The organism is Mixta gaviniae (genome assembly GCF_002953195.1).
Classification (GTDB): domain Bacteria; phylum Pseudomonadota; class Gammaproteobacteria; order Enterobacterales; family Enterobacteriaceae; genus Mixta; species Mixta gaviniae.
On record NZ_CP026377.1, the window covers coordinates 1,150,567 to 1,166,266 of the forward strand.

Below are 15,700 nucleotides of genomic sequence, written 5' to 3' on the forward strand. Positions count from 1 at the left end.
GCCGTTCCGCGGTAATACGCTCCTCCTCTAAGCGGGCTATCGGCCCGCTTTTTTACCCTCCTGCCACCTCATTGGCCCGCTTTGCTTTTAATTATTGTTATGTTATAACATAATCAATTCAGCGAGGCCGCGTGCTGCCGCTGTTGCCTGTGGCAGGGCGATACGCCTGATAACCCGGCGGCGGGCGCTGTGTCTGATAACCCGGTGGCGGGCGCTGTATCTGATAACCCGGTGGCGGGCGCTGTGTCTGATAACCCGGTGGCGGGCGCTGCGTCTGATAACCCGGCGGCGGACGCTGTGTCTGATAACCCGGCGGCGGGCGCTGCGCCTGGTAAACCTGCGCGCCCTTGCGAACCCTGATCCCCTGCCGCTGACCGTGCGGCAACAGCCTGATATTGAGTAACCTATGTCCGATTTGATTTTATCCTTTCAACGCGCCGGCCTCTCGCTACTGGCCTGCTCCGCGCTGACGCGCGCCTGCGGCGTCGTGCTGCTGCTGGCCGCGCTGTGGGGCGCGATTTACTGGGCGGACGCGCTCGCATGATTGAGCTAAACCACCTGGTGACAGGCTACCGGGGCAGGGCGCTGAGCCAGCCGCTGAGCGGCCGTTTCGCCCCTGGCAGCCTGACGGCAATCATGGGCGCCAACGGCGCCGGGAAATCGACCCTGCTGAAAACCCTGGCCGGGCTGCTGCCCGCCGTCAGCGGTACGGTGCGCTATGGGCAGCGCAAGCCGCAGATCGCCTGGCTGCCGCAGCAAAGCGATATCGACCACCACTTTCCGCTGCGCGTCAGCGATGTTGTCGCGATGGGCAGCTGGCCGTCGACCGGTATGCTGCGCGGTATGGGCCGCGCGATGCGCGATCGCATCGATAATGCACTGGCGCAGGTGGGCTTGACGCCGCTGGCCGGACGCGCCATCAGCCAGCTCTCCGGCGGCCAGTTTCAGCGCATGCTGTTTGCACGCATGCTGGTGCAGGACGCGCAGGTGCTGCTGCTGGACGAGCCTTTTACCGGCATCGATAGCCAGACCAGCACGCTGCTGCTGCAGGTGATCGACGCGCTGCATCGCAAGGGCAAAACCATCATCACCGTGCTGCACAGCCAGCCGGTGGTCGAGCGTCATTTTCCGCAGCTGCTTTTCCTGCATGAAGGGCACTATCACTGGGGCAGCACCGCCAGGGTATTGGCCGGCGGCCATGCGCGGCTGACGCCTGCCATCCTTTGTACAACGACGCAGGCGCCGCGATGAGCAGCCTGCATGTTTTCGACGCTTTTACCACGTTCGGTTTTATGCGCCGGTCGCTGGTCGCCTGTCTCGCCCTCTCGCTTAGCGTAACGCCGCTGGGGGTCTTTTTACTGCTGCGGCGCATGAGCCTGATCGGCGATGCGCTGTCGCACGCGGTGCTGCCCGGCGTGGCTATCGGCTACCTGCTTTCCGGCATGTCGCTGCTGGCGATGGGGGCGGGCGGCTTTATCGCCGGTCTGCTGGTGGCGCTGCTGGCGGGCTGGGTCAGCTCCGTTACCACGCTGCGCGAGGATTCCAGCTTCGCCGGTTTCTATCTTGGCTCGCTGGCGCTGGGCGTCACGCTGGTTTCGCTGCGCGGCAGCGGGGTCGATCTGCTGCATCTGCTGTTCGGCTCGTTGCTGGCGGTGGACGGAGAAGCGCTTACCTTTATCGGCATTATCGCCAGCCTGACGCTGTTGATTCTGGCGATCGGCTACCGCGCGCTGGTGGCAGAAGCCTTTGATATGACCTTCTTGCAGGTGCGCCGTCCCCAGCTGCCCCGGCTGATCCATGCGCTGTTTCTGGCGCTGGTGGTGATGAATCTGGTGGCGGGTTTTCAGATCCTCGGCACGCTGATGACGGTCGGGCTGATGATGCTGCCCGCGATTGCCGCGCGCTGCTGGTCGAACCGCCTGCCACATATTCTGCTGCTGGCGGTGCTAACCGGCATGGCCAGCGCCTTTATAGGGCTGAGCTGGTCCTGGTATCAGTCGCTGCCTGCCGGCCCGGCGATTGTACTGACCGCCAGCCTGATCTTCCTGATTTCCGTGCTGTTCGGCGCAGAAAAAGGGGTTTTCCGCTTATTAAAAAACAGAATCCAATAATGACAGGGTAAGGAGTTACACATGCGTTCCAGAAGGGTAAAAGCGTCCGCGCTGTCGCTGTTAATGGTCATCAGCCCGGCGCTGATGGCGAAAACCGTTACCGCCGTCGCCAGCTTCTCCGTGCTGGCCGATATCGTTAAGCAGGTTGGCGGCGATCATGTGACGGTTACGTCACTGGTAGGCCGCAACGGCGATCCGCACGCCTTCGCGCCGTCGCCGAAGGATAGTCTGGCATTAAACAAGGCTGACGTGGTGTTTGTCAGCGGGCTGGGGCTGGAGGGATGGATGGATCGCCTGGTGGCGGCCTCGGGTTATAAAGGTGAGGTCGTCACCGCGTCGAATGGCATTGCGACCCGCAGCATGGAAGAGGAGGGGCAGAACGTTACCGATCCGCACGCCTGGAACAGCGCGAAAAACGGCGCTATCTATGCGCGCAACGTGATGAACGCGTTGATTGCCGCCGATCCGCAGGACAAAGACGATTTCCTGCAGCGCGGCGGCGCCTATATTCAGCAGCTGGAGGCGCTGGACCGCTGGGCGAAGCAAACCTTTGCCGCGGTGCCGGCCAGCAAGCGTAAGGTGCTGACCAGTCATGACGCCTTTGGCTACTTCGCCGCCGAGTATGGCGTCCATTTCCTCTCTCCGGTCGGCTTTTCCACCGAAGCGGAGGCGAGCGCCAGCGATGTCGGCAAGCTGATCCAGCAGATTAAGCAAGAGAAGATCGCGGCTTACTTTATTGAGAACCAGACCGATGCGCGCCTGGTGAAGCAGATTGCCGCCGCCAGCGGCGCGCAGCCGGGCGGCGAGCCGTATCCGGAGGCGCTTAGTGAAGAGAACGGCCCGGCGCCGACCTACGCGGCGGCGTTTAAACATAATGTCGACACCCTTTCCGCCAGCATGAAATAACAACGAGAGGGGAGGCCTGCACGCCTCCCCTTTTTACTGACAGTTATTCTATTTATTCCCCGTGCGGGACCTTTTGCCATCCGTGAATAGCGCTTTCCATGCCGGCGCGGTTACAAAAGCGTGTCCGTCAGCTTTTCCTTCCTGAACGCGCCTGTTATGGCCGCCCGACGCTTTTCGCCGAAATGGGTGAATAAAGACAGTTTCTCAATGCCGTCACAGAGTGTGCGCGGCAGGTTTTCTTCACTGATTTTGCTTATCCTGATGTTTGGCGCTTTTCGCCGCCGTTGGTGAATAAAGCCCGTTTCTCAACGCCGTCACAGAGTGTACGCGGCAATTTTTGTTCACTGAACTTTCTTATCTTAACGTTCGGCCATTCCCGCCGGGTTCGTGAACAACATTTTTCTTTCCGCTGCGGCTGCAAAACTCACTCGCCAGCCTGTTTCGCCTGCCTTTTCTCCTTTTTCCGTGCTGTGTTTCCCTTGCCCGGCGGCCTTTTTTAGCGCCTGAAGCGCTGCTTTTCTCGCCGTTTTACCGATCGTAAAAAACTGCGAAGCGATGCACAGATCCATTTGAAACCGGTTGCAGCCGCAGAGTGCAATGTTAGGCTGAAACCGGTTTCAACTATTCAGCTACCGGGACTGACCATGGGAAAAATACGAGATTATTCCAGATTAGCCGCTGATATCCTGCAGGAGACGGGCGGCGAGACCAACCTGATTAGCTTTTCCCGCTGCGCCACGCGTCTGCGTCTGGTGCTGAAAGAGACGCCGCCTGGCGCGGCGGAAAAAATCAAGGCGCTGCCGGGGGTGATTACCGTGGTGCTGAGTGGCGGGCAGTTCCAGGTGGTAATCGGCACACATGTGGCAGACGTGTATGACGCGCTGGCGGCGATTGTCGATCCTGACAAGCTGCAGCACGGCAATGAAAAACGGCGCTTTCTCGATACGGTGATCGCTACCATGTCTGCTGTGTTCGCGCCGATTATTTACGTGCTGGCGGCAGCAGGGATCCTGCAGGGCATCCTGATTACCGTTAACTACTTTTTGCCTTCCTTTCAGCAGACCGGCGCCTTCAGCGTGCTGAACTTTATCTCCTGGACGCCCTTTGCCTTTCTGCCGGTCTTTATCGCCGTCACCGCGTCGAAGTTCTTTAAGTGCAATATGTTTATTGCGCTGTTCTGCTGCTGCGCGCTGATTAACCCGGAGTGGGCGACGCTGGCGGCGCAGATCGCCAAAGGCGAGGCGGTGACCTTCTTCTCGCTGCCGCTGGCGCAGACGGTTTATACCTCGTCGGTACTGCCGCCGCTGTTCCTGGTGCTGGGGCTCTCTTATCTGGAGCGGCTGGTAGATCGGGTGCTGCTGCAGGTGGTGGCGCCGCTATTTACGCCGCTGATCTGTGCGGTAATTATGGTGCCACTGACGCTGGTGCTGATTGGCCCGGTGACCTCCGGCCTCGCCAACGCCATTGCGATGGGCTACAACTGGCTGTTTGATACTGCGCCCGCGCTGGCGGCGGCGGTGATCGGCGGTGTCTGGCAGGTGATTGTGATTTTCGGCGTACACTGGGGCATTACACCGGTAGTGATGGCGAACTTCGATCTGCATGGCCGCGATTCATTCCAGGCTTTCCAGACCATGGCGGTGGTCGGGCAGATGGCGGCGGCGTTCGCCTGTGCGATTAAAGCGAAGCAGCGCGGCTTTAAAACCGTCGCCTGGTCGGCGGGGCTGACCGGCGTGTTCGGCATCACCGAACCTGCGATCTACGGCGTCACGCTGAAGCTGAAAAAGCCTTTTATCTGCGGCTGTATCGGCGGGGCGGTGGGCGCTATCGTCACCAGCCTGTTCGGCAGTTATTACTACGCCTATGCCGGGTTGCCGGGCGTGTTGACCATCGTTAACGCCATCAGCCCGGAGAATCCGATGTCCTTTATCGGCGAACTGACCGGCGTGCTGGTCACGCTGGCGGTGACCTTTATTCTGGTCTTCCTGGTTGGCTTCCGCGAGCCGCAGGCGCAGGATGAGGCTGCGCCTCGCGTTGGCGGCAGCGCTCCCGGATCGGCCGCCGGCCCGGCCAATTCCGCGTCGGCTGTTACAGGTGCAGCGCGCGCCGCCTCCGCAAGTGCGGCCGTCTCCGCCGCGCCCGTGGCGGGCAAAACCTTAACCCTGATGAGCCCGGTGACGGGCAAGGCGCTGCCGCTGACCAGCGTCAACGATGAGAGTTTCGCCGGCGGCCTGCTGGGCGACGGTATCGCTATCGTGCCGGAAGAGGATGTGATCGTCGCGCCCTGCGACGCGGAGGTCGCCTCTACTGTCGACAGTCATCATGCGGTTGGTCTGGTGTGTGATAACGGCGCGGAGATCCTGATCCATGTCGGGCTTGATACGGTAAACCTTGGCGGCCAGCATTTTTCGACGCTGGTGAAGGTGGGCGACAGGGTAACGGCGGGCACGCCGCTGATCCGCTTTCAGCGCAGCGCCGTCGTCGCCTCCGGCTATGACATCACTACCCCCTTCCTGGTGATGAATAGCGAGGAGTACCGCATGACCAAATGTATTAATGACGGCCCGGTCGCCTCCGGCGCGCCGGTGATGACGGTAAGCTGATACGGGCGGCGCGGCTTAGCGGCCGCGCCGTTCCTCCTCTCTGGCGCGCTGGCGCGCAACGGTAAAATCAACCTCGCAAAACGCGGCGCGGCGCACGGCATAACCTTGCGGCGTCCGCTTCGCTTTGCGATATAATGGCGCCGTTTTAGCCGCTCCCTTGCCGGGGAGTTTTTGACAAAGCTGCCGTAAAGCGAGGCTGTAATGGTGACAATGCTTGACGTGGCGCGCTGTGCTGGCGTTTCCAAATCAACAGTATCGCGCGTGCTGAATGGAAAGGATGTCGTCAGGGAAGAGGTAAAAGCGTTGGTGTACAAAGCCATTGCGGAGACGGGCTACCGGCCTAATCTGCTGGCGCAGCAGCTGGCGACGAAGAAAAGCAGCCTGATTGGTCTGGTGATAACCAACGCGGTCTATAACGGCCCCTTTTTTTCTACCCTGGTTTATAACGCGGCGAAGTTTTGTGAAGCGCACGATCATCGTTTGATTTTCGCCGACGGTAAGCAGAGCGATGAAGAGGAGATGAACGCCATCGATTTTCTGGTGCGTATGAAATGTGCCGGCGTGATGGTTTACGCGCGGCATATTCCTGCGCCGCAGCTGGCGAAGATTATCAGCGAGAGTCCGGTGCCGATAATTGTGTTGAATCAGCAGTTGGCCGCCTCGCCCGATCATGCGGTGTTTATCGATCACTATCGCGGCAGCGAGATCATGATGGATTATCTGCAGGCGCAGGGGCATCGGCGTATCGCTTATATTCGCGGCAAGATGCCGTCGCCCAGCAATATGGCGCGGCAGCAGGCGTGGCAGGATAAGTTAGTCGCGAGCGGAGTGGATGATAGCGATGCGCTGTTAGCGCAGGGCGACTGGAGTATGGAGAGCGGTTACCGTGCGGCGCAGGCGCTGCTGGCGGGCGGGCAGCGGTTTAGCGCCGTTCTTGCTGCTAACGACGATATGGCGTTAGGTGCCATTAAGGCGTTGAAAGAGCAGGGGCTGGCGGTGCCGGAAGCCATGTCGGTCGCCGGGTTTGATAATGCCAATGTGGGCCGTTTTTTTACGCCGGCGCTGACGACGCTCGATATCCCTATTGAGCAAATGATCCAGACCGCAGTGGAAAGGATCCTGAACACCAATAATGATCCTGCCTGTACGGCGTTGTGCGGGACGCTGGTGGTGCGTGAGTCAGTGGGACGTTGTGCGTCTGAGGAGTGAAGATGGCGTTGGCAGATAAGTTTTGGCATGGGGGGAAGGAGAAAACTTCAGCGCCGGTGTCGGGCGGGAAACGTTAGCGCCGGTGTCGGACTGAAAACATTAGTGCCGGTGTCGGGCGGAAAACGTTAGCGCGGGTGCCGGACTGTAAATGTCAGCGCCGGTGCCGGGCGGGAAACTTTAGCGCCGGTGTGGGACTGAAAAGGTCAGTGCCTGCGCCGGGAGCCCGGTCAGATCGTAAAGACGCAATTCGTCATCCCTGACTGCCCGGCCCGCGCCTTCCCTGGCGCGGGACGCTTTACTCCTCTGCCCGGGCTCCCACCGCTTTGAGTTGGGCAGCACGGCGTGGGTAAGAAACTTCAACGGCCACACCAACGGTCAAATTAACCGCAACGACAACATTAACAGCGACCGCAACGGGCACATCAACCGTAACAACGGCACATAAAGACCACATCAATTGTAACAAGGCGACCGCACCGGCCACGGCCTCATTAACCGCAACAACGGCGCCTGCAACGGCAAGGCGGGAGCGAGGCGGTGTGATGCCGCCCCGGCCCCCGTGACGGTTACAGCCAGCCTGCGCGTTTTAGCCGCCAATAGAGTGCGGCGCAGGCGAGCAGCGTGCCACCTATCGCCGCCGGATAGCCGAAGGGAGAATGGATCTCCGGCATACTCTCGAAGTTCATGCCGTACATACTGAAAATCACCGTCGGGATCACCAGAATCGCCCCCCAGCCCGCCAGCTTTTTCACCACTTCGTTCTGCTGTACCGTCACCAGCGCCAGGTTAACATGCATGGCGTTGGTAAGAATTTCACGCATGTCGTCAGTATCGGTGACGACATGGTGCGCATGATCCTGCACGTCGCGCAGATAGGCGCGCAGCGGCTTGGGAATGATATCCTCATGCAGGCGAATCAGCTGGTTACAGATCTCATCCACCGGCATCGCCGCGTTGCGCAGCGCCAGCAGCTGTCGCCGCAGGGTATAGACGTGCTGCACCGATTTACGGTCGAATTCGGTACGGAACATGGCGCGTTCCATCTCGTTGATGCGCTCGCTTAGCGAGGCGGTGATATCGCTGTAGTTATCGACGATAAAATCGAAGATGCAGTAGAGCGGAAAGCCTACCCCTTTGCTCAACATTTCCGGGCGCTCGGCGGCGCGCTGGCGCAGCGGCGCATAGCTTTCCGATGCGCCGTGGCGCACGGTAATCAGGAATTTTTTGCTGACGAAAAAGTGCGTTTCGCCGAATTCGATATGGTGTTTTTCGGTCAGATGCGCCGTCTTCAGTACGATAAACAGCGATTCGCCATACTGCTCCAGCTTCGGACGCTGGTGGGCGGTTAACGCATCTTCAATCGCCAGTTCATGCAGGCCGAACTCCTCCTGCATCTTCTTCATAAAAGGCGGATCGGGCTGATACAGCCCCAGCCAGACAAAGGCATCAGGATCGTTCATCACGTCGCTGATGTTCTCCGGGTCGATGACTTCCCCACGCTCTCCGTTGCGATAAACGATACTGTTCACAACCATAGTTTCACGGCTCCCTTACTGAATGGTTTTATCCCCGGTTAAGGGTAGTCGCTAACGCAGCGGAAAGGGAGAGGCGGGCGTCGTCACGTGCCGCATTTTAACGTATCCGCCTGTAACAACGTCGTCAGCAAAGCTAAAGAAAATCTGGAAAAGCGTCTGCGGCCGCGTGGGCGCTGGGCAGCGGCGATGACGGTGAATTAACATGGCTGACGGCGTCAGCATCCGGCGTCTGCGAACATCTTTTGTCGATCTATGAGGTTGTTTATGGCTGTGGGAACAGAGAAAGCGTCGTCAGCGGTTTTTTCATCAGAAGAGCTGGTGCGTATCGGTCAGTGGTCGACGCTGTTGCGCGAGCTGCTGAAAGGGAAGGGGGAGATGTGGAGCGCGGCGGATGAGGCGTTGTTTCATCGTCTGCACAGTACGCTGCCCCTGACGGACGGGGCGGCGTTAACACGCGACGCCGACTGACCGCCTCCGGGCGGCTCGGCCTGCCGCCGCGTTAGTGGTTCAGCGCCAGGATCGCCTCTATTTCGATTGAGAGATCGGGCGAGAAGAGCTGGCTGACCTGCACCAGTGAGCTGGCGGGCAGGTGATCGCCGAAGTGACGATAGAGAACGGCGCGTAACGCGTCGATCTCGCGCAGCGAGGTGACGAAGATAGTCACTTTCAGCAAGGCGTGCAGCGTGGTGCCTTCAGCGCGGGCGATAACGTTTAGCTGGTGAAAGATCGCCTCGGCCTGCGCGGCGATGCCTTCCTTCTGCGCATCGCTGCCGAACGCCGTCAGTCCGGAAATATAGAGCGTCTCCCCGTGACGAACGGCATGCACGTAGGGGCCTTTCACTTCACCCAGCTGCGGATAGTTCTTTCGTTCAGCAATGCCCATGTGGTTTCCTTATTGATGACGAAAATGTCATAGCGTTTAACAGCATAGACTGACTTAAGCGGCAGGAAAACCGGCCAGACAGGAAAGTGAGATGATCGACAAAGAGAACGCGGAACATTATCAGTGGGGCGAGCAGTGCGACGGCTGGTATCTGTTGAAACGCCAGGATATGAGCATTATCCATGAGCGGATGCCGCCGGACCGGCGCGAAGTGCGCCATTTTCATACCCGTTCGCGGCAGTTCTTTTTTGTGCTGAGCGGCGAGCTGACGATGGAGCTGGCGGGCGAGCAGCATCGGTTAACGACGCAGCAGGGGCTGGAGATCCCGCCGGGCAGCGCGCACCAGGCGCAAAACCTGAGTATGGAGCCGGTAGAGTTTCTGGTGATTTCACATCCCACCACGCGCGGCGACCGTACCGATCTGGCATAAAAAAGCCGCGCCGTCCGGTTGACGAAGGGCGCGGCGTGACAGGCGATGGCGAATTACTTCAGCAGGATCGCGCGGCAGCTTTTGCCTTTGATTTTGCCCTGCTTCAGCTTGATCAGCGCCTCTTTCGCCTGACCGGCGGCAATGGCGACGTAGGCGTGAGTCGGGGTCAGATCGATTTTACCGATGCGGTCGGCGCTGAAGCCCGCTTCGCCGGTGAGCGCGCCGAGGATGTCGCCCGGACGGATTTTCGCCTTGCGACCGCCGTCGATGCAGAGCGTCATCATCGCCGCAGGCAGCGGCTGCGACGGCTGGTTTTTCAGCGCGGCGGCGGCGGACCACGCCAGCGGCTGCTGCAGATAATCTTCCAGCGCATGAGCGCGCACCATCTCATCCGGCGCGACAAAGCTGACCGCCGTGCCCTGTTCGCCGGCGCGCGCGGTGCGGCCGATACGGTGAACATGCACTTCCGGATCGAACGAGAGCTGATAGTTCACCACCATCTCCAGCGCTTTGATATCCAGACCGCGCGCGGCGACGTCGGTGGCCACCAGCACGCGGCAGCTGCCGTTAGCAAAGCGGATCAGCACCCGATCGCGATCGCGCTGCTCCAGATCGCCATGCAGCGCCAGCGCGCTAATGCCGCTATCTTCCAGCGCGTAGGCGATATCATCGCATTCACGTTTGGTATTACAGAACACCACGCAGGAGGCAGGCTGACGCTGGCTTAGCAGCCCAATCAACAGGCTCAGCTTTTCACGGCTGTTCGCCTCGTAAAAGTGTTGTTCAATCGCCGGCAGCTCGGTGACATCTTCAGTGGTCACGGTGAGCGCGTCGCGCTGGAAGCGATCGCCAATAGCGAGAATGCCCTGCGGCCAGGTCGCGGAGAAGAGCAGCGTCTGGCGCTGCGCCGGCGTATGGCTGACGATCGCTTCCATATCTTCCCGGAAGCCCATCTCCAGCATGCGGTCCGCCTCATCCAGCACCAGCGAGCGCAGCTGGGTGAGATCCAGCGTTTCGCGCTTCAGATGATCAAGAATGCGGCCCGGCGTGCCGACCACGATATGCGGGGCATGCACCAGCGAATCGCGCTGGGCGGCAATCGGCTGGCCGCCGCACAGCGTCAGAATTTTAATGTTGCGCGTAAAGCGCGCCAGACGACGCAGTTCATTGCCAACCTGTTCGGCCAGCTCGCGCGTCGGGCACAGCACCAGCGACTGCGTTTGATACTGCGCGGTATCGATATGTTGCAGGATGCCTAACCCAAACGCCGCGGTTTTACCGCTGCCGGTTTTAGCCTGGGCGCGCACGTCGCGGCCGTCAAGAATGGCGGGCAGCGAAGCGGCCTGGATAGGCGTCATCGCCTCGAAGCCCATTTCGCGCAGGTTATCGAGCTGGCTGGCGGGCAGTTGCGTCAGGGTGGAAAAAGCAGTCACGGGAAAATCTCTAATCAGGCGGGTTTGCGGCCTGCAGTTTATCAGAAGATGGCGCCGCCGACAGTAAAAGGCGTTAAGGGCAGGCGCAAAACCACTACGCTTTATTACAGCATAAAAAGGTGTCAGTGCGACAATAGCATGTCGAAAAGACAATAAAACGGGCTGTCGATTTAACAAATCGGCACGCGGCGGTGTTATCTATCTGGTTGATAAAAAGCGTTTTTAAAAGCTGGCATGGCGGTTGCATTCCAGAGGGTAATGAAAACATACGAGGAAATCATCATGGCACATCGCATCCCTAAACATTTCGTTCATACCCGCTCCACGCCGTTCTGGGACAAAGAGAGCGTGCCGCGCGCGCTGCTGACCCATCACAACACCAAAAAAGGGGTATACGGCCGCCTGTCGGTGATGCAGGGCGCGGTGAAATATTATGGTTTTGCCAACGAGCATGATGCCACGCCGGAAATCGAGGTAGTGATCGAAGCGGGCCATTTCGGCATCAGCCCGCCGCAATACTGGCACCATGTGGAAGTGCTGACGGATGACACCTACTTCAATATCGATTTCTTTGCCGATCCGCAGGAAGAGCTGCAGGGTAAAGGCATCGGTCAGGTGGTGAACACCCATAAAAGCGAATAACCCCCGGTGAGATCGTTACGGCAGGCCGCCATCCGACGCGCCTGCCGTGCCGCTCTGGCTTTTCTGTCGCCGGCGTTATCAGGACGCCGGCGGCGCCCTGATCTCCGCCTTGCCGCCGCGCCGGCTTTCAATATGCGCGTTCCCCTCTCATCGACCCGGCGAAAGCCGCGCTACGCCTGGCGATAATAGATAGCGATATGCTGGCCGTGCAGCGTTTCAATATGCACTTTGGTATCGAAAATCGCTTCAATCACCTCGGGACGCATAATCTCCTGCGGCGTGCCGCGGTACAGCACCTCACCCTGTTTCATGGCGATAATGTGATCCGAGTAAGCCGAGGCGAAGTTAATGTCGTGGATCACCAGAATAATGGTTTTATGCAGCTCGTCCGCCGCGCGGCGCAGCTGTTTCATCATCGCCACGCTGTGCTTCATATCGAGATTGTTCAGCGGCTCGTCCAGCAGCACATAGTCAGTATTCTGGCACAGCACCATCGCCACGCAGGCGCGCTGGCGCTGGCCGCCGGAGAGCTGATCGAGATAGCGCGCGCGCAGCGGCAGCAGGTCGAGAAAATCCATCGCCGTTTCAATGTGCTGGCGATCCTCAGACGTTAGCCGTCCTTTGGACCAGGGATAGCGGCCAAAACCGACCAGGTCCTCCACCGTCAGGCGGCTGGTAAAGTGGTTCTCCTGACGCAGCACCGACAGCACCTTCGCCATCTGCTCGTCGGGGGTTTTCGCCACCTCCAGCCCGTTGACAAGGACGCTGCCGCTATCCGCCGTCAGCAGACGGCTGATCACTGAGAGCAGCGTTGATTTCCCCGCGCCGTTGGCGCCGATAATGGAGGTGATGCCGCCCACCGGAATCGATTCGGTAATGCGGTTCAGCACCGTCGTATTCTGATAGCTTTTACAGATCGCTTTTACTTCAATCACACTGCCGCCTTTTTAATCAAAAACCAGAGGAACAGCGCGCCGCCGACAAACTCGATTACCACCGACAGCGATCCCGCCATATGCAGCAGCCGCTCCAGAATCACCTGTCCGCCCACCAGTGTAATAATGCCGACCAGCACCACGCCGGGCAGCAGGTAGTGATGGCGATGCGAGCCGATCAGCTGATAAGTGAGGTTCGCCACTAGCAGGCCGAAGAAGGTGAGCGGCCCTACCAGCGCGGTAGAGAGCGCCACCAGCAGCGAAATCAGCAGTAAAACCAGCGTGACGCGCCGCCGCCACGGCACGCCCAGCCCTACCGAAATATCGCGCCCAAGCGCGATCACATCCAGGCTGTGGCGCATATGCCAGATAATGAATGCCGTTGCCAGCGTCGCCAGCGCCGCCAGCACGATAATCTCCGGCGCCGCGCGGGTGAAGGTGGCGAAAATGCGGCTCTGCAAAATAGCGAACTCGCCCGGCTCCAGCAGGCGCTGCAGCAGCCCGGAAAGGCTGCGAAACAGCGTGCCGCACACCAGCCCCACCAGCAGCACGCTGTGCAGGTTGATGCCGACGCGCCCCAGCAGCCAGCGATAGAGAAAGGTGGAGAACAGAACCAGCAGCAGCGCCTCGCAAACAAACTGCCCGCTGACGCCGAGACGGCGCAGGCCGTTGGCGTCGATAAAGAAGATCAGCAGCGTCTGCAGCAGAATAAACAACGCCTCCAGCCCCATCACCGACGGTGTCAGGATGCGGTTGTTGGTGACCGTCTGAAACAGCAGGGTGGCGACGCCAGAAGCGAAGGCGACCAGCAGCATGGTGGCGAGGATCATGGCGCGATGCGTCAGGATATAGCCGATATTGCCGCTAAGGTTGATGGTCATAAACAGCGTGATGCACGCCAGCGCCAGCGCGCTGAGGCCCGCCAGCCGCCGCGCCGGGGTATCGAAACGCGGGCGCAGGCCGCGCCGCGCCCGATGAGGAACCGGAGTATCAGCCTGCATTGCGTTGGCTCCTTACAATCAACAGCAGAAAAACCGCCGCGCCCAGGCAGCCGAGGATCACGCTGACCGGGATCTCCCATGGAAAGCTGATCAGGCGGCCGATAATATCGCACAGCACCACCAGCCCGCCGCCGCACAGCGCTACCCAGGGGATAGTGCGGCGCAGGTTATCGCCCATCGTCATGCTCACCAGGTTGGGCACGATCAGCCCGAGGAAGGGCAGTACGCCCACCACCACAATCACCACGCCGCTGATCAGCGCGATAATCGCCATACCGATAAACACCACGCGGCGATAGTTCAGCCCGACGTTAACGGCGAACTCGCGCCCCATGCCGGCGACGGTAAAGCGGTCGGCGATGATGCAGGCCAGCAGCGTCAGCAGGCCGGTAAGCCACAGCAGTTCATAGCGGCCCTGCAGCACGCCGGAAAAGTCGCCCGATTCCCAGCTGCCCAGCGACTGCAGCAGATCGAACTCCATCGCCAGAAAGGTGGTCACCGCGCTGAAGATCGCGCCGAGCATAATGCCGGTCAGCGGCACCATCAGCGGCGTTTTAATACGCATACGCTGCAGCACCAGCAGAAACAGGCCGGTGCCGAGCAGCGCGAACAGCGTGGCGACCGCCATCTTCACCATCACCGGCGCGGCGGGATAGACGATCATCACCAGCAGCAGGCCGAGGCTGGCCGATTGCGTGGTGCCGGCGATAGACGGCTCCACAAAGCGGTTCTGCGTCAGCATCTGCATAATCAGCCCGGCGACGCTGACCGCGCTACCTGCCAGCAGCAGGGCGAGGGTGCGCGGCACGCGGCTGATAAAGAAGACGTCGCGCAGCTCCGCATCATGCCACAGCGTGGTCATCGTCAGCGGACTGACGCCGACGAACAGGCTCCAGAACATCAGGCCCAGCAGAACCGCCAGGCCTGCGGCGAAAAGATATCGCGTCATGATGCGATTACTGCGCCGGTTTGGCGTTATCCAGCGCGGCGCTGACGTTATCCATCAGGCGGCTGTAGCTCTGAATGCCGCCGGCGATATAGAGCGAGGCGGAATCGAGGTAGACGATATGTTTGTTCTGCCAGGCGTTGGTTTTCTGGATCAGCGCGTTATCCAGCACCTGCTGCGCCGACTGGCCTTCAGCGCGACCGATGGCGCTGTCGCGGTCCAGCACAAACAGCCAGTCCGGGTTGACGTTCATAATAAATTCAGAAGTGACGACGTTGCCGTGCTTGCCTGCCTGGCTGAAGGTGGCGGCCGGCTGGAAACCGAGCGCATCAAAGATAAAGCCGAAGCGCGAGCCGGGGGCGTAAGCGGACATTTTGCCGCCGCTGACCATTATCACCATCGCCTTGCCGGCGTGCTGGCTACGGTCGCGCAGCGCGGCGATTTTGGCGTCAAACGCGTCGGTCAGGGTTTTCGCTTCCGCCTGTTTGCCGAAGATCTCGCCCAGCTGCTGTACGCGCTGGATCAGGCTCTGCGTGAACTGTTTCGGATCGACATCCAGCGCAATGGTTGGCGCAATGGCGCTGAGCTTATCGTAAGCGTCATGCGCGCGGCCGCCGGCAATAATCAGGTCCGGTTTCGCGTTGCTGATCGCCTCATAGTCAGGCTCAAACAGCGTGCCGGCGTTCATATACTCCTCGCCCTGATATTTCGCCAGGAAAGCGGGCAGGTGGGCGCTGTTTTTCGGTACGCCGGCCACCGGAATGTGCAGCGCATCAAGGTTATCCAGCGTGGCGGGATTCAGCACAATCACCTGCTGCGGCGATGATGGAACGGCGGTGGTTCCCTGCGCATGTTCCACGTTGCGCGCAGAGGCGGAGGCAGTTTGGGCGCTGGAGTCATCACATCCGGTCAGCGCGAGAGCGGCGGCAAGCAGCGAGGCGGTAAAAACGGCAGATAGGCGCATTTTCTCTCCTGAAAATGTTAACAGACACAGGCTAATCGTTAATGCATATGATTCGCATTCTTGATGCGGCGCGCAAATCATACCTGCGTTGCGCCACCTTGA

Annotated in this window: 17 protein-coding genes; 9 read left to right on the top strand and 8 right to left on the bottom strand. The window is 60.0% G+C overall.

What is annotated here, in order from left to right:
* The first annotated feature begins 406 nt into the window (after window positions 1–406).
* The 4 genes from C2E15_RS21590 to C2E15_RS05310 are packed head-to-tail and all read left to right on the top strand — an operon-like array spanning window position 407 to window position 3,017.
* Window positions 407–544 carry a hypothetical protein gene (locus C2E15_RS21590; RefSeq protein ID WP_167391833.1) on the top strand — a complete coding sequence of 46 codons (138 nt, stop codon included), beginning with the start codon at window positions 407–409 and terminating at the stop codon, window positions 542–544.
* Window positions 541–1,251 (top strand): metal ABC transporter ATP-binding protein, encoded by a 711-nt coding sequence (locus tag C2E15_RS05300; protein ID WP_104956439.1) that lies wholly within the window; start codon window positions 541–543, stop codon window positions 1,249–1,251. Before C2E15_RS21590 ends, C2E15_RS05300 begins: the two co-directional genes overlap by 4 nt.
* Window positions 1,248–2,111 carry a metal ABC transporter permease gene (locus tag C2E15_RS05305; protein WP_104956440.1) on the top strand — a complete coding sequence of 288 codons (864 nt, stop codon included), beginning with the start codon at window positions 1,248–1,250 and terminating at the stop codon, window positions 2,109–2,111. The genes C2E15_RS05300 and C2E15_RS05305 overlap by 4 nt, the downstream gene beginning before the upstream one ends.
* Window positions 2,112–2,132: 21 nt before the next feature.
* A complete protein-coding gene (locus C2E15_RS05310; RefSeq protein ID WP_174705689.1) occupies window positions 2,133–3,017 on the top strand; it encodes a metal ABC transporter substrate-binding protein in 885 nt (294 codons plus the stop codon).
* A 359-nt stretch (window positions 3,018–3,376) separates the two neighbouring features.
* Here C2E15_RS05310 and C2E15_RS05315 read toward each other — a convergent pair whose 3' ends face one another.
* A complete protein-coding gene (locus tag C2E15_RS05315) occupies window positions 3,377–3,586 on the bottom strand; it encodes a hypothetical protein (protein ID WP_104956441.1) in 210 nt (69 codons plus the stop codon).
* A gap of 75 nt (window positions 3,587–3,661) precedes the next feature.
* Here C2E15_RS05315 and C2E15_RS05320 point away from each other — a divergent pair, with 75 nt between their 5' ends.
* On the top strand, window positions 3,662–5,620 hold the full coding sequence (locus C2E15_RS05320; RefSeq protein WP_104956442.1) for a glucose PTS transporter subunit IIA: 1,959 nt from the start codon (window positions 3,662–3,664) through the stop codon (window positions 5,618–5,620).
* 201 nt (window positions 5,621–5,821) lie between these two features.
* Window positions 5,822–6,829 (top strand): LacI family DNA-binding transcriptional regulator, encoded by a 1,008-nt coding sequence (locus C2E15_RS05325; protein WP_104956443.1) that lies wholly within the window; start codon window positions 5,822–5,824, stop codon window positions 6,827–6,829.
* 566 nt (window positions 6,830–7,395) lie between these two features.
* Here the strand turns inward: C2E15_RS05325 and corA are convergent.
* On the bottom strand, window positions 7,396–8,364 hold the full coding sequence (gene corA, locus C2E15_RS05330) for a magnesium/cobalt transporter CorA (RefSeq protein ID WP_104956444.1): 969 nt from the start codon (window positions 8,362–8,364) through the stop codon (window positions 7,396–7,398).
* A 264-nt stretch (window positions 8,365–8,628) separates the two neighbouring features.
* Between corA and C2E15_RS05335 the strand changes: the two genes are divergently transcribed.
* The gene (locus C2E15_RS05335) at window positions 8,629–8,832 is read left to right on the top strand and encodes a hypothetical protein (protein ID WP_128861369.1); all 204 of its coding nucleotides are present in this window, start codon (window positions 8,629–8,631) and stop codon (window positions 8,830–8,832) included.
* A gap of 31 nt (window positions 8,833–8,863) precedes the next feature.
* Here the strand turns inward: C2E15_RS05335 and C2E15_RS05340 are convergent, their stop codons facing one another.
* The gene (locus C2E15_RS05340) at window positions 8,864–9,247 is read right to left on the bottom strand and encodes a RidA family protein (protein WP_104956446.1); all 384 of its coding nucleotides are present in this window, start codon (window positions 9,245–9,247) and stop codon (window positions 8,864–8,866) included.
* Window positions 9,248–9,338: 91 nt separating this feature from the next.
* Here C2E15_RS05340 and C2E15_RS05345 point away from each other — a divergent pair, with 91 nt between their 5' ends.
* Window positions 9,339–9,677: a cupin domain-containing protein gene (locus tag C2E15_RS05345; RefSeq protein WP_104956447.1), complete on the top strand. Its 339-nt coding sequence runs from the start codon at window positions 9,339–9,341 to the stop codon at window positions 9,675–9,677.
* A 53-nt stretch (window positions 9,678–9,730) separates the two neighbouring features.
* Here C2E15_RS05345 and dbpA read toward each other — a convergent pair whose 3' ends face one another.
* Entirely contained in the window at window positions 9,731–11,110 is a 1,380-nt protein-coding gene (gene dbpA, locus C2E15_RS05350; protein WP_104956448.1) for an ATP-dependent RNA helicase DbpA, read from the bottom strand.
* Window positions 11,111–11,392: 282 nt separating this feature from the next.
* Between dbpA and C2E15_RS05355 the strand changes: the two genes are divergently transcribed.
* Window positions 11,393–11,752, top strand: coding sequence for a TehB family protein (locus C2E15_RS05355; protein WP_104956449.1), 360 nt, complete (start codon window positions 11,393–11,395; stop codon window positions 11,750–11,752).
* 170 nt (window positions 11,753–11,922) lie between these two features.
* Here C2E15_RS05355 and C2E15_RS05360 read toward each other — a convergent pair whose 3' ends face one another.
* The 4 genes from C2E15_RS05360 to C2E15_RS05375 are packed head-to-tail and all read right to left on the bottom strand — an operon-like array spanning window position 11,923 to window position 15,598.
* Entirely contained in the window at window positions 11,923–12,687 is a 765-nt protein-coding gene (locus C2E15_RS05360; protein WP_104956450.1) for an iron ABC transporter ATP-binding protein, read from the bottom strand.
* Window positions 12,684–13,688, bottom strand: coding sequence for an iron chelate uptake ABC transporter family permease subunit (locus C2E15_RS05365; RefSeq protein ID WP_104956451.1), 1,005 nt, complete (start codon window positions 13,686–13,688; stop codon window positions 12,684–12,686). Before C2E15_RS05365 ends, C2E15_RS05360 begins: the two co-directional genes overlap by 4 nt.
* Window positions 13,678–14,637, bottom strand: a complete 960-nt coding sequence (locus C2E15_RS05370; protein WP_104956452.1) for an ABC transporter permease — start codon at window positions 14,635–14,637, stop codon at window positions 13,678–13,680. The genes C2E15_RS05365 and C2E15_RS05370 overlap by 11 nt, the downstream gene beginning before the upstream one ends.
* Window positions 14,638–14,644: 7 nt before the next feature.
* On the bottom strand, window positions 14,645–15,598 hold the full coding sequence (locus tag C2E15_RS05375) for a siderophore ABC transporter substrate-binding protein (protein WP_104956453.1): 954 nt from the start codon (window positions 15,596–15,598) through the stop codon (window positions 14,645–14,647).
* Window positions 15,599–15,700 lie beyond the last annotated feature (102 nt).